The organism is Corynebacterium sp. UMB8791, from assembly GCF_054166365.1.
The window spans coordinates 13,517-29,655 of sequence record NZ_JBSZCG010000062.1; the positions used below are offsets into that span (position 1 = coordinate 13,517).

Consider the following 16,139-nt stretch of genomic DNA (forward strand, 5'->3'; position numbering starts at 1 on the left):
GGGGAACGGGGCGTTTTCTTTCTGCTTGGGGGTTAGCGGCGTGTCGCCAGCGGGGTTGCCGGGGTGCCGCCCTTGTTTAGCCAAGCATAGACGCCGCCCATGATGAGGCCACCACCGATGTAGTTGCCGACCCACACGATGAGCCAGTTCATCAGGCCATTCGTCAGTGTGAACCCGGCGAAGTGCTCGGCGCCGATGCCGTAACCCGCCAGGGAGAAGACGACGAAGCTGGCGATGGAGTGCTCGTACCCCATTGCGGCGAATGCAGGAACGATCAGCATGATGGCGAGGAACTTCGCGGTGAAGTCCTTGCCAGCTTGGATGGCGAGCAGCACGCCGATATTGACCACGATGTTGGCGAAGATGCCTTCCATGAACAGCAAGCCGTCCGGCTTTGCGAGCTTGGTCTCAACGGTCGCGGCGAGGAAGCTGTCCATCCCGATCGGCTGGAACGCCGTGGCGTGGACCAGGAACACGGCGGTGATGAGGACGCCGAGCAGGTTGAAGATCGTGCAGGTGGAGACCATCAGGAATCCCTTGAGCCAGGGGAGGCGTCCGGAGGCGCTGCCGTAGGTCATGAACATCATGTTGCCGGTGGCGAGCTCCGCCCCCAGGACAACGATGACGTACAGCGAGAGACAGAAGATAGCTGCGAACACGAAGCGGCCGTAGCCGGGGGCGCTGCTTTCTACTTGGGTGGAGGTGACGGTGGCGAATGCCGTCATGATCGTCAAAAACATGCCGGCGAGCATGGAGCGTACCGCGAACTTGGGGAGTTCGTAGGTGTAGAGGTACGACTTGAAGCCGATTGAATCCGCAAGTGTGCCATCGAAGTTCATAGGTATGACCATACCAAAGGTCAGAACCGGGCACGAATCCACACAATCAAAAGCCACGGTTTGCGGGCGGGAATTTTCCGTGCTTTAATGTTCCAGTTGTCCTTTGCTGCGTGTTTGCTCTGCGCGTTTCCGAGCTGGGCATGTACGCCTACGGTGCCGAAGGTGCCGTCGACAAGCGAAAAGACATCGAAGACATTGACCACGTGCGTATAGGACGGAAATCTAACGCACATCGACCCAGGTCAGGAGACCAATAGTGATTCAGAAGGAATCGCGCCTGAAGGTCGCCGACAACACCGGTGCACGTGAAATCCTGTGCATCCGTGTCCTCGGCGGATCCGTTCGGCGCTTCGCCGGCATCGGCGATACGATCGTCGCCACTGTGAAGGAAGCTGCCCCAGGCGGCAACGTTAAGGAAGGCGAAGTCGTTAAGGCCGTCATCGTTCGCGCGAAGAAGGAGACCCGTCGTCCGGACGGCTCCTACATCGCGTTCGACGAGAACGCTGCAGTGCTGATCAAGAACGACACCGAGCCACGCGGCACCCGTATCTTCGGCCCAGTTGCTCGCGAGCTGCGCGACAAGAAGTTCATGAAGATCGTTTCTCTCGCACCGGAGGTGATCTAGGGATGAAAATCAAAAAGGGCGATATGGTCCAGGTCATCTCTGGCAAGGATAAGGGCGCGCAGGGCAAGGTTATTGAGGCATACCCGAAGCGTCAGCGCGTTCTCGTTGAAGGCGTGAACCGCATGAAGAAGCACGTCGCGAACTCCTACAACGAGCGCGGCGCAGAGTCCGGCGGCATTGTCACCCAGGAAGCTCCGATCCACGTCTCCAACGTGATGGTCCTGGATTCCGACGGCAAGCCGACGCGCGTGGGCTACCGTTTCGACGAAAACGGCAAGAAGGTCCGCGTTGCAAAGTCGAACGGGAAGGACATCTAAGCATGGCTGAGAACTACACCCCTCGTCTGAAGACCCAGTACAAAGAGGACATCCGTACCAAGCTCAACGATGAGTTCAAGTACGACAACGTCATGCAGATCCCAGGTCTGACCAAGATTGTTGTCAACATGGGTGTCGGCGACGCTGCACGTGACTCCAAGGTCATCAACGGCGCACTCGAGGACCTCGCCGCGATCACCGGCCAGAAGCCACAGCTTCGCCGCGCGAAGAAGTCCATCGCTAACTTCAAGCTCCGCGAAGGCATGCCGATCGGCGCGAAGGTTACCCTCCGCGGCGACCGCATGTGGGAGTTCCTGGACCGCCTGCTGACGGTTGCTCTGCCACGTATTCGTGACTTCCGTGGCCTCAGCGACAAGCAGTTCGACGGTGCAGGCAACTACACCTTCGGCCTGACCGAACAGACGATGTTCTACGAAATCGACATCGACAAGATCGATCGCGTCCGCGGTATGGACATCACTGTCGTCACCACCGCAACGAACGACGACGAGGGCCGCGCACTCCTGCGCCACCTCGGCTTCCCGTTCGCTGACAAGGATGGCAAGATGCAGCGCGCATAACGCGTCACTGCTTTTCGACGAACACCCCTGCGACCCAACCGGGTTGCGGGGGTGTACGTCTTTTGGGGGAACCTGCAGAGCACACCCGAAAAGTACGCATGTACTGCTTTTGGGAAACGTCGGATAGACTGACATTCTGCAACAATCTCTCAGGTGAATTTGAGGAGGCCACAATGGCTTTGCAAGAAATGGTCCACGCTGGGGCCAAAAAGAAAGAACAGCTTCTCGATAATGAGATGCCGCGGTTTTTCGTCCGCGCGATTCTCGCCGGCATTTACCTGACCGCCGGTACGGCGTTCGCCGCGGTGGCGGGAAATGCGGTCAATGAATATGCGCCGGGGCTCGGCTCGGTTGTGTTCGCCTTGCTGTTCGGGCTTGGCCTGTTCGCGATCGTCATCCTGAACGCGGAGCTTGCAACGGGCGACATGATGTTTGCGTCCTGGGCGGCGACAGACAAGGTGTTCAGCTGGGGCAAGGGTATTTGGCTCGTCGTTGTGGTGACGGTGGCGAACCTGATCGGTGCGATCATTTTCGCGGCTGTGATGAGCCAGTCGGCCAAGTTCGGCTCGATGGATAACAGCCACCTGATTGTCACTCTGGTTGAGGGCAAGTTGGCGAAGCCGTTCTTCGGCGCGCTGCTTGAGGCGATCTTCGCGAACTTCATTGTCAACATGGCGATTGTTGGTGCGCTGCTGGCGAAGGAGTTCATCTCCAAGTTCGTCGTGATCCTGCCGCTGATCGCTATCTTCGTTGGTCTGGGCCTCGAGCACGTTATTGCGAACTTCTCGCTGTTCTCCCTGGCGTTCCTGTCCAGCACGCCACCTGAGGGATTCACCGCCGCTGCAATCCTGAGCAACTGGGTTGCTGTGTGGATCGGCAACTTCATCGGCGGTGGCCTGTGCATCGGCGGTGTCTACGCTTGGTTGAACAAGACGAAGACGGTGTACAAGGACTAGTCTGCAAGCTCCCCGGAGTACAGATTGAAGCGCTCGCCGCGCACAAAGCCGGCGAGCGCCATTTTTGTTTCGCGGGCCAGTTCGACGGCGAGCGAGGATGCCGCAGAGACCGCAACCATTGCCGGGAAGCCCGCCATCGCGGCCTTTTGCACAAGCTCGAATGATGCGCGGGAGCTGACAACCAGGATCAGGTCGCTGGCTGGCAGGAGCCCTTCGAGTAGTAGGTGGCCAATGACTTTGTCGGTCGCGTTGTGTCGACCGATGTCCTCGCGGATTACTACAGGTTCGCCGTCCAAGGTAAACGCACCGGCCGCGTGGATGCCGCCTGTCTTACGGAACTGCTTTTGGCCGGTTGCAAGGGCGCCGGGTAATCGCATCACCAGGTCCGGGTCCAAGCGGACGGGAGTGATTGGCGCGGGCACCTTGCCCATGATGTCGTCGATCGATTGCGTGCCGCACACGCCGCATGCGCTCGTGGTAGTGGTCAGGCGAATGAACTGCGGTGCAGCGGGGGAGGCCGCGGGCCCGAGGTCGATGTCGAGCGTGTTGTACGTGTTTTCGCCGTTCGGCCCGACCGCACCCGCGCAGTAGCGCGCGGAACGAACGTCCTCTGCGCTGCTGATCAGCCCCTCCGCGAACATCCAGCCGTGTGCCAGCTCGATGTCGTGTCCGGGGGTGCGCATCGTGGTGGTCAGCGTGTCGCCGGTGGCGCGGATCGCCAGCGGCTCTTCCACGGTGACGGTATCGGCGCGAGTATCGCGCGCGAAGCCGCTGTCGGTGCGGGTGACTTTCGTGACGGCGAAGCGTCGATTAATCCTGCTCATACGTTTCCAGGAGCTTCGCTACCTTGGCAAGCGCCTCGCGCGTCGTTGCTGAGTCCGCATCAGTATCGCCCTGGAGCGCCGCACCGGTTGCGACGCCTACGACGAACGCCGTTGTCGGCGCCGCCGGGCGCGACGGGCCGTTGTGCGCGACGTCCGCAGTCATCTTCAGAATGTCGCCGACCAGTGAGCGCGTGAGATCCGGGGAAACGCCGAGCGTACGGGAGACCTCTTCGAGCCACTCGTGTGTTGATTGCAAACCTTCGTTGTTAGCCATGTGTGCCACCTTAGTCGTCGTTCTTGTTGATGAGCCACGCGCTCGCAGCCGTGACCATCGCTTCGGCGCCGCGGTCGAGCGTCGGCTGGAGGTCGGGCGCGAACGCTGCGCTGTGATTGCCCGGCGCATGCGGGTAGCTGGCGAAGCCGCCGAGGCCCCAGAACGTGTACGGCACGCCGAGCGCGTCCGGGATGATCGAGAAGTCCTCGCTGGCAGGGACCTGCGCCAACGTCTGCGCTTCATCACCGAATCGCGCCTCGAAGGCGTTGCGTACCCGCTGCGTTACTGCGGCATCGTTGCTGGTGAGCGGGTAGGCGTCGTAGTACTCGAACTCGGGCAGCTGCGGGCTACGCGTTGCCTCGCACTCAGCGCGCACGATGCGTTCGATGGCCTCCTTGAGGTGCGCGCTCGTCGCCTCCGAATAGGCGCGGGTATTGATCAGCAGCTCCGCGCTATCCGGGATGACGTTGGATTTTGCTCCCGAATGGATCGCGCCGACCGTCAGCACCGCGGTTTCGGAAGCAGCAATCTCTCGGGAGACTACGGTGTGCAGCCTCGTCACAATTGTCGACGCCAACAAGACCGCATCGACGCCCAGCTCAGGCATGGATCCGTGCGAACCCACTCCGTGTACTGTGACCTTCACCGAGAACGCCTGGGAGAGCACCGGGCCCGGCCGGGTCCCCACATGGCCCAACGGCAGCGTGCCGAGCACGTGTTGGCCCAAGTACACGTCGGGGTGGGGGATCGCGTCGGCGATACCGTGCTCAACCATCGAACGTGCGCCGGAGGCTGTTTCCTCGCCGGGCTGGAATACGCCCACCAGCGTGCCGGACCAGGCGTCGCGGCAAGTGTTGAACGCGACGAGGGCCGCGAGCACCGAGCAAATGTGGAAGTCGTGCCCACACGCGTGGGATACAGGCACTTCTTGCCCCGTCGCAGCATCGACTTGGGTTTGCGTGCAGGCGTAGTCCTTGCCGGAATCCTCCTTGACTGGGAGGCCGTCAGTATCGCCGCGCAGGGCGACGACGGGCCCGAGGCCGTTTTCGATGGTGGCGACGACGCCAGTTTCGCCCAATACCGAATATGGGATCCCGGCTGCCTCGAGTTCCTGAACGATGTGTTGTGAAGTCTGGGTTTCCTGCATAGAGAGCTCAGCGTGTTGGTGGAACCAGCGGTAGAGCTCCTCGCGGTGCGTGCGGGTGGCGGAGAGGGCGTCGAAAAGTTCGTCGAGGTGCTTCATGGCACCGACTATACGGCGCAGCGACCGGGCCAACGTGACTTGTTTCTTGTATAGAGGGAGTGTAAAGTGGCCAAACGGACTTGTGCACAGATGGTTGTCTGCGCGCAAAATCCGAGAGAATATTGTACATCCAACTTTGTTGCAGGCCCCCCGCCGAGAAGCGGACCGCGTGCAAGGGAGGCGGCGAGCGCCCCGCGTTATTGAGCGTGGGGAGCGTGAAGTAGCCCCCGACAGATCATGCGGAAAACGCGACCTGGCACGACATAGTCTTGCTGGTCAGGTGGGTAGGGAACCGCAACGAGAAAGGTAAACGGTCACATCTTATGACGATGACTGATCCAATCGCAGACATGCTGTCTCGCGTGCGCAACGCGTCGCACGCACAGCACGAGAGCGTGACAATGCCTTCCTCCAAGATCAAGGCAAACATCGCCGAGATCCTGAAGCAGGAAGGCTACATTGCTGATTACAAGGTTGAGGACGCCAAGGTTGGCAAGCAGCTGACCCTGGACCTCAAGTACGGCCCGACCCGTGAGGCTGCCATCGCTGGCCTGCGTCGCGTGTCCAAGCCTGGTCTGCGCGTGTACGCAAAGTCCAACGACCTGCCGCAGGTGCTGGGTGGTCTGGGTGTGGCGATCATCTCCACGTCCCAGGGTCTCCTCACTGACCGTCAGGCCCAGGAGAAGGGTGTAGGCGGAGAAGTTCTCGCCTACGTCTGGTAAAGGGAGGTTGAAAAGACTATGTCGCGTGTAGGTAATGCACCCATCGCCATCCCGAATGGTGTCGAAGTTAAAATTAACGGTCAGGTCGTAGAGGTCAAGGGCCCTAAGGGTTCCCTCAACTTCGAGCTGCCTGAGCCAATCACCGCTGCGGTTGAGGACAACGAGATTGTCGTCTCCCGTCCGGACGATCACCGTAAGCACCGTGCGCTGCACGGTCTGTCCCGTTCCATGGTCAACAACCTCGTTGTTGGCGTGACCGAGGGCTACAAGATCAACATGGAGATCTTCGGTGTCGGCTACCGTGTCCAGGCCAAGGGCAAGAACCTCGAGTTCTCGCTCGGCTACTCCCACCCGATCCTCATTGAGGCTCCGGAAGGGATCAGCTTCGCAGTCGATGGCAACACCAAGTTCTCCATCGAGGGCATTGACAAGCAGCAGGTTGGCCAGATCGCGGCTAACATCCGCCGCCTCCGTAAGGATGACCCATACAAGGGTAAGGGCATCCGCTACGAAGGTGAGCAGATTCGCCGCAAGGTCGGAAAGACGGGTAAGTAATCATGAGCAATTCTGCAGAGAACACCAAGCGCACCCCGGTCGGCAAGGATATTTCCTCCCGCCGCCGCGAGGCTCGTGCACGTCGCCACTTCCGTATCCGCAAGACGCTGCGCGGCACCCCGGAGACCCCACGTCTCGTTGTGCACCGCTCTTCGCGTCACATCCACGTCCAGCTGATCGACGATCTCGCTGGCCACACGCTCGCAGCGGCATCCTCCATCGAGGCTGACGTACGCGCAATGGAAGGTGACAAGAAGGCAAAGGCAGCCAAGGTTGGCCAGCTGATCGCTGAGCGCGCCAAGGCTGCAGGCATCGAAGCTATCGTCTTCGACCGCGCAGGTTACAAGTACCACGGTCGCGTCGCAGCTCTTGCCGACGCCGCTCGTGAAGGTGGTCTGAAGTTCTAATGACCACCGCAATCATCACCATCAACGGAAGGATCGCGTAATGGCCGAACGTGAACGGCGTGACGGCGGACGCTCCGCCGACAACCAGAACAAGAAGAATGAGCGCAACAACCGCGGTGGCCGTGGCCGTCGCGATGATCGTCGCAACCAGAATGATGACCGCGACAAGTACATCGAGCGCGTCATCACCATCAACCGTGTCGCAAAGACCGTGAAGGGCGGACGCAACATGTCCTTCACCGCTCTCGTCGTCGTTGGCGACGGCAAGGGCATGGTCGGCGTTGGCTACGGCAAGGCAAAGGAAGTTCCTGCCGCTATCCAGAAGGGTGCAGAAGAAGCACGTAAGAACTTCTTCCGTGTCCCGATGATCGGTGGCACCATTCCTCACCCAGTCCAGGCAGAAGAGGCAGCAGGCATCGTTATGCTGCGCCCGGCTGCACCAGGTACCGGTGTTATCGCCGGTGGCGCAGTTCGCCCAGTGCTCGAGTGCGCTGGCGTCCAGGACATCCTTGCTAAGTCGATCGGTTCTGACAACGCTCTGAACGTTGTTCAGGCAACGGTTGCAGGTCTCAAGCAGCTCGTACGCCCTGAGGAAGTCGCTGCGAAGCGCGGCAAGGACCTCGAGGACGTCGCACCTGCTCGCATGCTGCGCGCACGCGCAGGACAGGAGGCGTAAGAACAATGGCTTTGAAGATCACATTGCACCACGGCAAGGTTGGCGAGAAGCCACTGACCCGTAAGAACCTCGAGGCTCTCGGTCTGCGCAAGATCGGCCAGTCCGTCATTAAGAAGGACAACGCCGCAACCCGTGGACAGATCCTGAAGGTTCGCCACCTCGTTACCGTCGAAGAAGTTGCAGGGGAGTAGAACAACATGGCTGAAATTATCAAGCTCCATGATCTGCGCCCAGCAAAGGGCGCTAACAAACCAAAGTTCCGCGTAGGTCGCGGTGAAGCAGGCAAGGGCGGCAAGACCGCTGGCCGCGGTACCAAGGGCACCAAGGCCCGCAAGCAGGTTTCCGCAGCATTTGAGGGTGGCCAGATGCCACTTCACATGCGTCTGCCGAAGCTCAAGGGCTTCAAGAACCCGAACCGCGTGGAGTACCAGGTAGTCAACGTTCAGGCGCTCGCAGAGGCGTTCCCGAACGGTGGCACCATCACCATCGACGACATCGTCGCAGCTGGCCTGGTTCGCAAGAACCACCCAGTCAAGGTGCTGGGCAACGGCGACATCAACGTCAAGTTGGACGTCACCGCTACCAAGTTCTCCAAGTCTGCGGCTGAGAAGATCGAGGCTGCTGGTGGTTCCACCACCCAGGCATAAGCCTTCATCTTCGCGCCACAGCGCATAGCAAAGCTCCCCACTCGTCACGGACGGGATGGGGAGCTTTTGCGTGCGCGCGCTATAGGGATTTGACTGCGTTGAGCACGCCCCGCGCCAGTCCGGGAAGCGCCCGGTAGATCGCGGTGTTCGCATGCTTGTCGACGCCACCAAGCACCTGCTCAGCGAACCGGGCAGGGTGGTTGGCGGTGAAGGAGCGAAGAACCGCCAGCGCTGCGGCTTTATCGGCCTCGGAGGACGCGTTGAGTGCCAGGGCGCACATGTGGCTGATACAGCGGAACTCCAGTCCGATGTGGTCCGGCGGGAGGTTATCGGCGCCGGGGTCAAAGCCGACCTGGTGGTAAACGGCGGCGACTGCCGCGGCGTCCTCATCCATGACGAGTCCGTCCTTGGAAAAGTACGGGGACTCGTACGGCTGGGCGAGCGGGGAGCTTACGCCGATGAACAGGTAGAGGTGGTCGCGCTGCAACGCTTCGGCGGTGTCGCGCTCCGTTTCCAGCAGGGCGTTGATGGCGTGCTGCGAGGCGTCGTCCTCGAGCGGCCATGATTGCAGGAAGGAAGGGTCGGAGAGGGCGTCGAGAAGCGGGCCTTGCGGCTCGTCGAGGAAGAGCTGCCCCACGATGTCTGCTGCGATGTGGCAGCGTTCAACTAACTCTGTGTGCATCAGATTCCGATCCGGTCGACTGCGCCGTAGAACATGAAGCGGCCGAGCAGCTCCGCGATGACCACCAGGATGTACGCGACGGTGATCCATAGCATTGCGCTCGAGGTGGGGCGGCGGGTGCGACCGCCGAACGCCAGGATGAGGCCCACGATGAACGCACCGACCAGCAGGAGCCCAATGCGGATGACGAATGCGGTCATGTTGAACTCAAACTGCGCCGGGTTCGGGCCCGCGGGGCGGCCGTAGTTGAACACCATCACGATGAAAATGAGCGGCACGACGACGGTCAGCGCGATGCCGATCCAGCGCAGCGAGGCGTGGATGAGGTCCCAGACCTCTTCCTTCTGGGCGTCTGTCTGGTCTTCGTTGCGCGCGGACGGGATGAGCTTCTTGATGAGCTCGGAGTCTTCGAGCCAGTTGTACGCCGTGAGCGCGACCGCAATCGCGAGCAGACCTGTGACCGCGGCGGAGAGATAGAACGCCGCCGGGGTAGTCCAGTGGTTCCACGATGGGATCGTGGGCAGCATGTAGAGGCGCGCCATGGTGGCGATGAACCCGATGCCGGCAATCGCGGTGATGACCGCGATGGTTGTGCGGGTGCCCACGGAGCCCCAGTCGAAGAACTGACAGGCCGCGAACAAGAAGCCGAGCGCCGCGAAGATGCAGCCGCCCACGAGCTCCTGGGTGAGTCCGGAGGAACTGATGTGGCGCATCACGTTCAGCGCGTTGATCGGGTTGCCGAGGTGGAAGAACGCGAGGCAGAAGCCTGCGATCATGATTGGGCCGATTGCGTAGAGCGCCGGCACACAAATGCGGTTAATCGCGTTCGCGGAGTAGCGGGTGCGTCCCACCATTGTGATGACGCCGAGGACGAAGAACGCGCCGACTGCCATCTGCCCGAACGTGGTGAAAAACGTGAGGGGCCATTCGTGCATATTCATGAGTTAGACCTCTTCCGGGTTCATGATCTCGCCGGCGTCCAACGCGTCCCAGCGCTTTGCGTCCTTGTGCGGCTTGATGGTCAGGCGTGGTTCGGTAAACGTTGGGTCCGGCAGCGGGGCGATGCCGGCGACGTCGCCGTGTTCCTTGCGCAGCTCGTCGATAGGCCCCCAGTCGAGCGCGCGCGACGGGCACGCGGCCACGCACGCGGGGTCTTTGCCCTCGGCGCGGTAGTCGGCGCACAGGTCGCACTTCGTCATGACGCCCTTTTCAGGGTTGAACTGTGGCGCGGAGTAGGGGCACGCCCACTCGCAGTAGCGGCAGCCCACGCACTTGTGCGGGTCGACGGAGACGACGCCGTCCTCGCCGATGTGCATCGCGGTGGTCGGGCAAACCTTGGTACAGATCGGGTTGTCACAGTGGTTGCAGGACACCGATGTGTAGTAGGTGAACGTATTGGTGGTCAGCTCGCCGTCGGCGTTGCGGTTCCAGTCGCCGCCCGAGTACTCGACCACGCGGCGCCAGTTCACGCCGATCGGTGTGTTGTGCTTGTCCTTGCAGGCGATCTGGCAAGCTTTGCAGCCGTTGCACAAGGTCTGGTCGAAGAAGAAACCAAGGCGCTTGCTCGGCTTGTCGTTGTTGTTAGCCATGTTGTTGTTTCACTCCTTGGTGTTGTTATTTCGCTTTTTCAACCTGGCACAGCGCCGTGTGCTGCGCGTTGCCCTTGGCAAGAGGGGAGGGATGCCAGCTGGTCAGCGTATTGACGGATGCCCCTACGTCCACGCCGCCGTCCTTCGGGTTGAACCAGGAACCCTGCGGCACCGAGATGACACCCGGTGCGATTCGCGGGGTGACGCGGGCGATGGAGCGGATCCGGCCACGCTTGTTGTAGGCGTAGACGGGGTCGTCGTTCTTGATGCCGCGTTCCTTGGCGTCGATGGGGTTGATCCAGAGGACCTGCGGGTGGGCGTCGTCACGCAGCCAATCGACGTTGCCATAGGAGGAGTGGGTGCGGCCCTTGGTGTGGTGGCCGATGACCTGCAGCGGGTACTCCTTGTTCTCTGCGGCTTCCTCGGCGCCTTCCCAAGTTGCGACCTGCTCCGGCAGCGGTGTCAGCTTGTCGCCTGCGATGTTCGGGTCAAACTCCCACTCCTTCGACATCTCGTAGAGCTCGGAGGAGAAGATCTCGATCTTGCCGCTCGGGGTCTCCAGGGGGTTGGCCACTGGGTCCTCACGGAAGTCTTTCAGTGCGACCGTGGTTTCGCCTTCTCGACGCCACACACCCATCTTCTTGAGCTCCTCAAAGGACGGAAGCTCCGGGATCTCCTTGCGGGATTCGTCGAGGGTGTAGCGCAGCCACTCTTCCTGGGTGCGGCCTTCGGTGAATTTGTCGCGCACACCGAAGCGTTCAGCGAGGTCGGCGATGACGTCGTAAATCGGCCGACAGTCGTACAGTGGCTTGATCGCGCTGGAGGCCAGGATGGTGTACTCCAGGTTGCCCGCCGAGCCTTGCTGGATGATGTCGGTTTGCTCAGCGGTGGAGCAGTCCGGCAGAACGTAGTCCGCGTAGCGCGCGGACACCGTCATCTGGATGTCGCTGACGACGATGAGTTCGGCCTTGGAGTCGTCGCGAAGCAGCTCGACCGTGCGATTGAGGTCGCCGTGCTGGTTCGTGTTGGTGTTGCCGGCGTATTGCCAGATCATCTTGATCGGGACGTCGAGTCTGTCCTTGCCCCGTACGCCGTCCTTGATCTTGGTCATTGCTGGGCCGTGGTCGACGGCTTGTGGCCACATCGCCACCGAGATTGAGGTCTCCACCGGGTTCTCGTACTGCGTGTTGAACGGGTACGTCATCGGCAAGCTTGCCGAGCCCTCGCGAGCGCCGGTGCCGCCGCCAGAGATGCCGATCTGCCCGAGCAACGCCGCCAGTGTGAACACCGCGCGCGACTGGTTTTCGCCGTTCGCGTGGCGCTGCGGACCCCAGCCCTGGGTAATTGCGGTCGGCTTCGCGGTGCCCATCTCGCGGGCGAGCTGCCGAATCCTCTGCGCAGGCACACCGCAGACGCGGGCGGCCCACTCAGGAGTCTTTTCGACGCCATCCGGCCCCTTGCCCTCAATGTAGGAGCGGTACGAGCCGTTCTTCGGCGCGCCCTTCGGCATGTGGTCCTCGTCAAAGCCGACGCAGTACTTGTCCAGGAACGCTTGGTCGTGCAGGTTCTCGGAGAGCAGTACGTGCGCGATACCTGCAACGAGCGCTGCGTCGGTGCCCGGGCGGATCGGAACCCATTCGTCGCCAAGGCCGACTGCGGTCTCGGAGTATCGCGGGTCGATCACGATGGTCTTCACGCCGTACTTGCGTTTCGTCTGCTGGGTGACGAACGTTTCGCCGCCACCGGACATGCGGGTCTCCAGCGGGTTGTTGCCGAACATGACCTGCAGCTTGGAGTTCTTCACGTCGTCGAAGGAGTTCGACGTGACCCAGGAACCGTAGTGGTACGGGTAGGCTGCCGTGATCTGCGCGGTGGAGTAGTCGGCGTAGTGGTTCAGGTAGCCGCCGATGAGGTTCATAAACCGTGCGAAAGGAGTCTCGACAGGCGGCCAAGAGCGCGCGACGGTGCCGCCGATGGTCCCCGTGCCGTACGCGAGGTAGATCGACTCGTTGCCGTACTTGTCCAGGATTCCCTTCATCTGGTCGGCGATTTCGTCGAGCGCCTGCTCCCAGGAAATCTCGATCCACTCACCGTCGCCGCGCTTCGTGCCCGGCTTGCGCTTCAGCGGGGTCTTCAAGCGGTCCGGGTTGTAGATCCGGTGGCGGATCGAGCGTCCACGCACACATGCGCGGATCTGCTGCGAGCCGATGGAGTTGTCCCCGCCATCGTCCGGAAGGACGCGGGTGACGCGGCCGTCTTCGACCTGCAGGCGCAGTGGGCAGCGTGAGCCGCAGTTGACGGTGCAGGCCGACCAGACGAACTTCGAGTCGGTGCTGGAGCCTTCCGCGGCTTCGGCGGCGCCGACACCTGGGGGCTTCGGCTTCTCCGAGATCATGATGTCCACCCTCGAGAATGACGGTGTGGCGAACACCGACGAGGCGCTGCTGGAGATTTACCGCAAGCAGCGCCCGGGCGAGCAGCCGACGCGCGACCTCGCGCAGTCCCTGCTGGAGAACTCGTTCTTCAAGGCGAAGCGCTACGACCTGGCACGAGTTGGCCGTTACAAGATCAACCGCAAGCTCGGTCTTGGCGGCGACCACGACGGCCTGATGACGCTGACCGAGGAAGACATCGCGACGACCCTCGAGTACCTGGTGCGTCTGCACGCGGGTGAGCACGAGATGACTTCCCCGGAGGGCGAGGTTATCTCGATCAACACGGACGACATTGACCACTTTGGTAACCGTCGTCTACGCACGGTGGGCGAGCTCATCCAGAACCAGGTTCGCGTTGGTCTGTCCCGCATGGAGCGCGTTGTGCGCGAGCGCATGACGACGCAGGACGCGGAGTCCATCACCCCGACCTCGCTGATTAACGTCCGCCCGGTTTCCGCGGCGATCCGCGAGTTCTTCGGCACCTCGCAGCTGTCTCAGTTCATGGACCAGAACAACTCTCTGTCTGGTCTGACGCACAAGCGTCGTCTGTCGGCGCTGGGCCCTGGTGGTCTGTCGCGTGAGCGCGCCGGCATTGAAGTCCGAGACGTGCACCCGTCGCACTACGGCCGCATGTGCCCGATTGAGACGCCGGAAGGCCCGAACATTGGTCTGATCGGTGCGTTGGCTTCCTATGCACGCGTCAACGCGTTCGGCTTCATTGAGACGCCGTACCAGAAGGTCGAAGACGGCAAGCTGACTGATACGGTCCACTACCTGACCGCGGACGAAGAGGACCGCTACGCAATTGCGCAGGCGGCCACCCCGATGGATAAAGACGGCAACCTTACCGGTGAGCGTATTGAGGTCCGCCTGAAGGACGGCGACATCGGCGTCGTTGGCCCGAAGGGCGTGGATTACCTCGACATTTCCCCACGCCAGATGGTGTCCGTGGCAACGGCGATGATTCCGTTCCTCGAGCACGATGACGCGAACCGTGCACTCATGGGTGCGAACATGCAGAAGCAGGCTGTGCCGCTGCTGCGTTCTGAGGCCGCGTACGTGGCCACCGGTATGGAGCAGCGTGCTGCATACGATGCTGGTGACACGATTATTTCGGCGAAGGCCGGCGTCGTCACGAATGTGACGGGTGACTTCATCACCGTCATGGACGACGAAGGCATCCAGGACACCTACATGCTGCGCACGTTCGAGCGCACGAACCAGGGCACCTGCTACAACCAGGTTCCGATCGTTGACCACGGTCAGCGTGTTGAGGCTGGCCAGGTGCTGGCTGACGGCCCAGGCACCAAGAACGGTGAGATGGCGCTCGGCCGCAACCTCCTGGTTGCGTTCATGCCGTGGGAAGGCCACAACTACGAGGACGCGATCATCCTGAACCAGCGCGTGGTTGAGGACGACATTCTGACCTCCGTGCACATCGAAGAGCACGAGATCGACGCCCGCGACACCAAACTGGGTGCAGAGGAAATTACCCGCGAGATCCCGAACGTGTCCGAGGACGTGCTGAAGGACCTCGACGAGCGTGGCATTATCCGCATCGGTGCGGACGTGCGTGACGGCGACATCCTGGTCGGTAAGGTCACCCCGAAGGGTGAGACCGAGCTGACTCCGGAGGAGCGTCTGCTGCGCGCCATCTTCGGTGAGAAGGCCCGCGAGGTCCGCGACACCTCCCTGAAGGTGCCGCACGGTGAGACCGGTAAGGTCATCGCGGTTCGTCGCTTCTCCCGCGAGGACGACGACGATCTGTCCCCAGGCGTCAACGAGATGATTCGCGTCTATGTTGCGCAGAAGCGCAAGATCCAGGACGGCGACAAGATGGCTGGCCGCCACGGCAACAAGGGTGTCGTGGGCAAGATTCTGCCGCAGGAAGACATGCCGTTCATGGAGGATGGCACCCCGGTGGACATCATTCTGAACACCCACGGTGTGCCGCGTCGTATGAACATTGGCCAGGTCCTTGAGGTACACCTCGGTTGGTTGGCGAAGGCTGGTTGGACGGTCAACCCGGACGATCCTGCGAACGCTAAGCTGCTCGAGACGCTGCCTGAGCATCTGTACGACGTCCCGCCGGAGTCGCTCACCGCGACCCCAGTGTTTGACGGCGCGACGAACGAGGAGATCGCTGGTCTGCTGGCGAATTCCAAGCCGAACCGCGACGGTGACGTCATGGTCGATGAGAACGGCAAGACCACGCTGTTCGACGGCCGCTCCGGCGAGCCGTTCAAGTACCCGATTTCCGTCGGCTACATGTACATGCTCAAGCTGCACCACCTGGTTGACGAGAAGATTCACGCTCGCTCCACTGGTCCGTACTCCATGATTACCCAGCAGCCGCTCGGCGGTAAGGCCCAGTTCGGTGGCCAGCGCTTCGGCGAGATGGAGGTGTGGGCGATGCAGGCATACGGCGCCGCCTACACGCTGCAGGAACTGTTGACGATTAAGTCGGATGACGTGGTTGGCCGCGTGAAGGTGTACGAGGCCATTGTGAAGGGCGAGAACATCCCTGACCCGGGTATTCCGGAGTCGTTCAAGGTGTTGCTCAAGGAGCTGCAGTCGCTGTGCCTGAACGTTGAAGTCCTTTCGACGGACGGCACCCCGATGGAGCTCGACGGCGATGATGACGACTTTGATCAGGCCGGTTCCTCCCTTGGCATCAACCTGTCACGTGACGAGGGCTCCGCGGCGGACACCGCCTAAGCCAGGAACGAACGAAAGAATCTATCCAACTGCAATCCTCCCCGTCGTT

The 16,139-nt window shown here is 61.5% G+C and carries 18 protein-coding genes and 1 pseudogene; 11 read left to right on the forward strand and 8 right to left on the reverse strand.

Features of this window, described 5'->3' with window-relative positions:
* Window positions 1–32: 32 nt before the first annotated feature.
* A complete protein-coding gene (locus ACXIUA_RS01625; protein WP_288792425.1) occupies window positions 33–839 on the reverse strand; it encodes a formate/nitrite transporter family protein in 807 nt (268 codons plus the stop codon).
* A 256-nt stretch (window positions 840–1,095) separates the two neighbouring features.
* Here ACXIUA_RS01625 and rplN point away from each other — a divergent pair, with 256 nt between their 5' ends.
* From rplN to ACXIUA_RS01645, 4 genes are all read left to right on the forward strand, one after another.
* Window positions 1,096–1,464: a 50S ribosomal protein L14 gene (gene rplN, locus ACXIUA_RS01630; RefSeq protein WP_070363083.1), complete on the forward strand. Its 369-nt coding sequence runs from the start codon at window positions 1,096–1,098 to the stop codon at window positions 1,462–1,464.
* 2 nt (window positions 1,465–1,466) lie between these two features.
* The gene (gene rplX / locus ACXIUA_RS01635; RefSeq protein WP_070363082.1) at window positions 1,467–1,781 is read left to right on the forward strand and encodes a 50S ribosomal protein L24; all 315 of its coding nucleotides are present in this window, start codon (window positions 1,467–1,469) and stop codon (window positions 1,779–1,781) included.
* Window positions 1,782–1,783: 2 nt separating this feature from the next.
* Window positions 1,784–2,362 (forward strand): 50S ribosomal protein L5, encoded by a 579-nt coding sequence (rplE, locus tag ACXIUA_RS01640; protein ID WP_070363081.1) that lies wholly within the window; start codon window positions 1,784–1,786, stop codon window positions 2,360–2,362.
* Between the two features lie 173 nt (window positions 2,363–2,535).
* Window positions 2,536–3,318 carry a formate/nitrite transporter family protein gene (locus ACXIUA_RS01645; RefSeq protein ID WP_070363080.1) on the forward strand — a complete coding sequence of 261 codons (783 nt, stop codon included), beginning with the start codon at window positions 2,536–2,538 and terminating at the stop codon, window positions 3,316–3,318.
* On the opposite strand, the gene fdhD is transcribed toward ACXIUA_RS01645, so the two are convergent.
* The 3 genes from fdhD to ACXIUA_RS01660 are packed head-to-tail and all read right to left on the reverse strand — an operon-like array spanning window position 3,315 to window position 5,659.
* Window positions 3,315–4,142 (reverse strand): formate dehydrogenase accessory sulfurtransferase FdhD, encoded by an 828-nt coding sequence (gene fdhD / locus ACXIUA_RS01650; RefSeq protein ID WP_256007712.1) that lies wholly within the window; start codon window positions 4,140–4,142, stop codon window positions 3,315–3,317. The genes ACXIUA_RS01645 and fdhD overlap by 4 nt on opposite strands.
* On the reverse strand, window positions 4,129–4,416 hold the full coding sequence (locus ACXIUA_RS01655) for a DUF6457 domain-containing protein (RefSeq protein ID WP_070477557.1): 288 nt from the start codon (window positions 4,414–4,416) through the stop codon (window positions 4,129–4,131). Before ACXIUA_RS01655 ends, fdhD begins: the two co-directional genes overlap by 14 nt.
* Before the next feature lie 10 nt (window positions 4,417–4,426).
* Window positions 4,427–5,659 (reverse strand): amidohydrolase, encoded by a 1,233-nt coding sequence (locus tag ACXIUA_RS01660; RefSeq protein WP_288792293.1) that lies wholly within the window; start codon window positions 5,657–5,659, stop codon window positions 4,427–4,429.
* Window positions 5,660–5,982: 323 nt separating this feature from the next.
* On the opposite strand from ACXIUA_RS01660, the gene rpsH reads away from it, so the two are divergent.
* The 6 genes from rpsH to rplO are packed head-to-tail and all read left to right on the forward strand — an operon-like array spanning window position 5,983 to window position 8,666.
* Window positions 5,983–6,381, forward strand: coding sequence for a 30S ribosomal protein S8 (gene rpsH, locus ACXIUA_RS01665; RefSeq protein ID WP_070363078.1), 399 nt, complete (start codon window positions 5,983–5,985; stop codon window positions 6,379–6,381).
* An 18-nt stretch (window positions 6,382–6,399) separates the two neighbouring features.
* Window positions 6,400–6,936 (forward strand): 50S ribosomal protein L6, encoded by a 537-nt coding sequence (rplF, locus tag ACXIUA_RS01670; RefSeq protein ID WP_070477559.1) that lies wholly within the window; start codon window positions 6,400–6,402, stop codon window positions 6,934–6,936.
* 2 nt (window positions 6,937–6,938) lie between these two features.
* Complete coding sequence (rplR, locus tag ACXIUA_RS01675; RefSeq protein ID WP_070363076.1) at window positions 6,939–7,343, forward strand: 50S ribosomal protein L18; 405 nt, start codon at window positions 6,939–6,941, stop codon at window positions 7,341–7,343.
* A gap of 40 nt (window positions 7,344–7,383) precedes the next feature.
* On the forward strand, window positions 7,384–8,019 hold the full coding sequence (gene rpsE / locus ACXIUA_RS01680) for a 30S ribosomal protein S5 (RefSeq protein WP_070363075.1): 636 nt from the start codon (window positions 7,384–7,386) through the stop codon (window positions 8,017–8,019).
* 5 nt (window positions 8,020–8,024) lie between these two features.
* A complete protein-coding gene (gene rpmD, locus ACXIUA_RS01685) occupies window positions 8,025–8,210 on the forward strand; it encodes a 50S ribosomal protein L30 (RefSeq protein ID WP_070363074.1) in 186 nt (61 codons plus the stop codon).
* Between the two features lie 6 nt (window positions 8,211–8,216).
* Window positions 8,217–8,666, forward strand: a complete 450-nt coding sequence (gene rplO, locus ACXIUA_RS01690; protein WP_457975952.1) for a 50S ribosomal protein L15 — start codon at window positions 8,217–8,219, stop codon at window positions 8,664–8,666.
* A 79-nt stretch (window positions 8,667–8,745) separates the two neighbouring features.
* On the opposite strand, the gene ACXIUA_RS01695 is transcribed toward rplO, so the two are convergent.
* Genes ACXIUA_RS01695 through ACXIUA_RS01710 form a run of 4 tightly spaced genes read right to left on the reverse strand, consistent with a single transcriptional unit; the run spans window position 8,746 to window position 13,332 of the window.
* The gene (locus ACXIUA_RS01695; protein WP_457975953.1) at window positions 8,746–9,348 is read right to left on the reverse strand and encodes a TorD/DmsD family molecular chaperone; all 603 of its coding nucleotides are present in this window, start codon (window positions 9,346–9,348) and stop codon (window positions 8,746–8,748) included.
* Entirely contained in the window at window positions 9,348–10,289 is a 942-nt protein-coding gene (locus ACXIUA_RS01700; RefSeq protein ID WP_070363071.1) for a dimethyl sulfoxide reductase anchor subunit family protein, read from the reverse strand. The genes ACXIUA_RS01695 and ACXIUA_RS01700 overlap by 1 nt, the downstream gene beginning before the upstream one ends.
* Window positions 10,290–10,292: 3 nt before the next feature.
* A complete protein-coding gene (locus ACXIUA_RS01705; RefSeq protein ID WP_070363070.1) occupies window positions 10,293–10,937 on the reverse strand; it encodes a DMSO/selenate family reductase complex B subunit in 645 nt (214 codons plus the stop codon).
* 25 nt (window positions 10,938–10,962) lie between these two features.
* Complete coding sequence (locus ACXIUA_RS01710) at window positions 10,963–13,332, reverse strand: DMSO/selenate family reductase complex A subunit (RefSeq protein ID WP_457975954.1); 2,370 nt, start codon at window positions 13,330–13,332, stop codon at window positions 10,963–10,965.
* Here ACXIUA_RS01710 and rpoB point away from each other — a divergent pair.
* Window positions 13,313–16,090 (forward strand): annotated as a pseudogene (rpoB, locus tag ACXIUA_RS01715) (DNA-directed RNA polymerase subunit beta); the annotation flags it as partial. The gene ACXIUA_RS01710 and the pseudogene rpoB overlap by 20 nt on opposite strands.
* Between the last annotated feature and the right edge of the window lie 49 nt (window positions 16,091–16,139).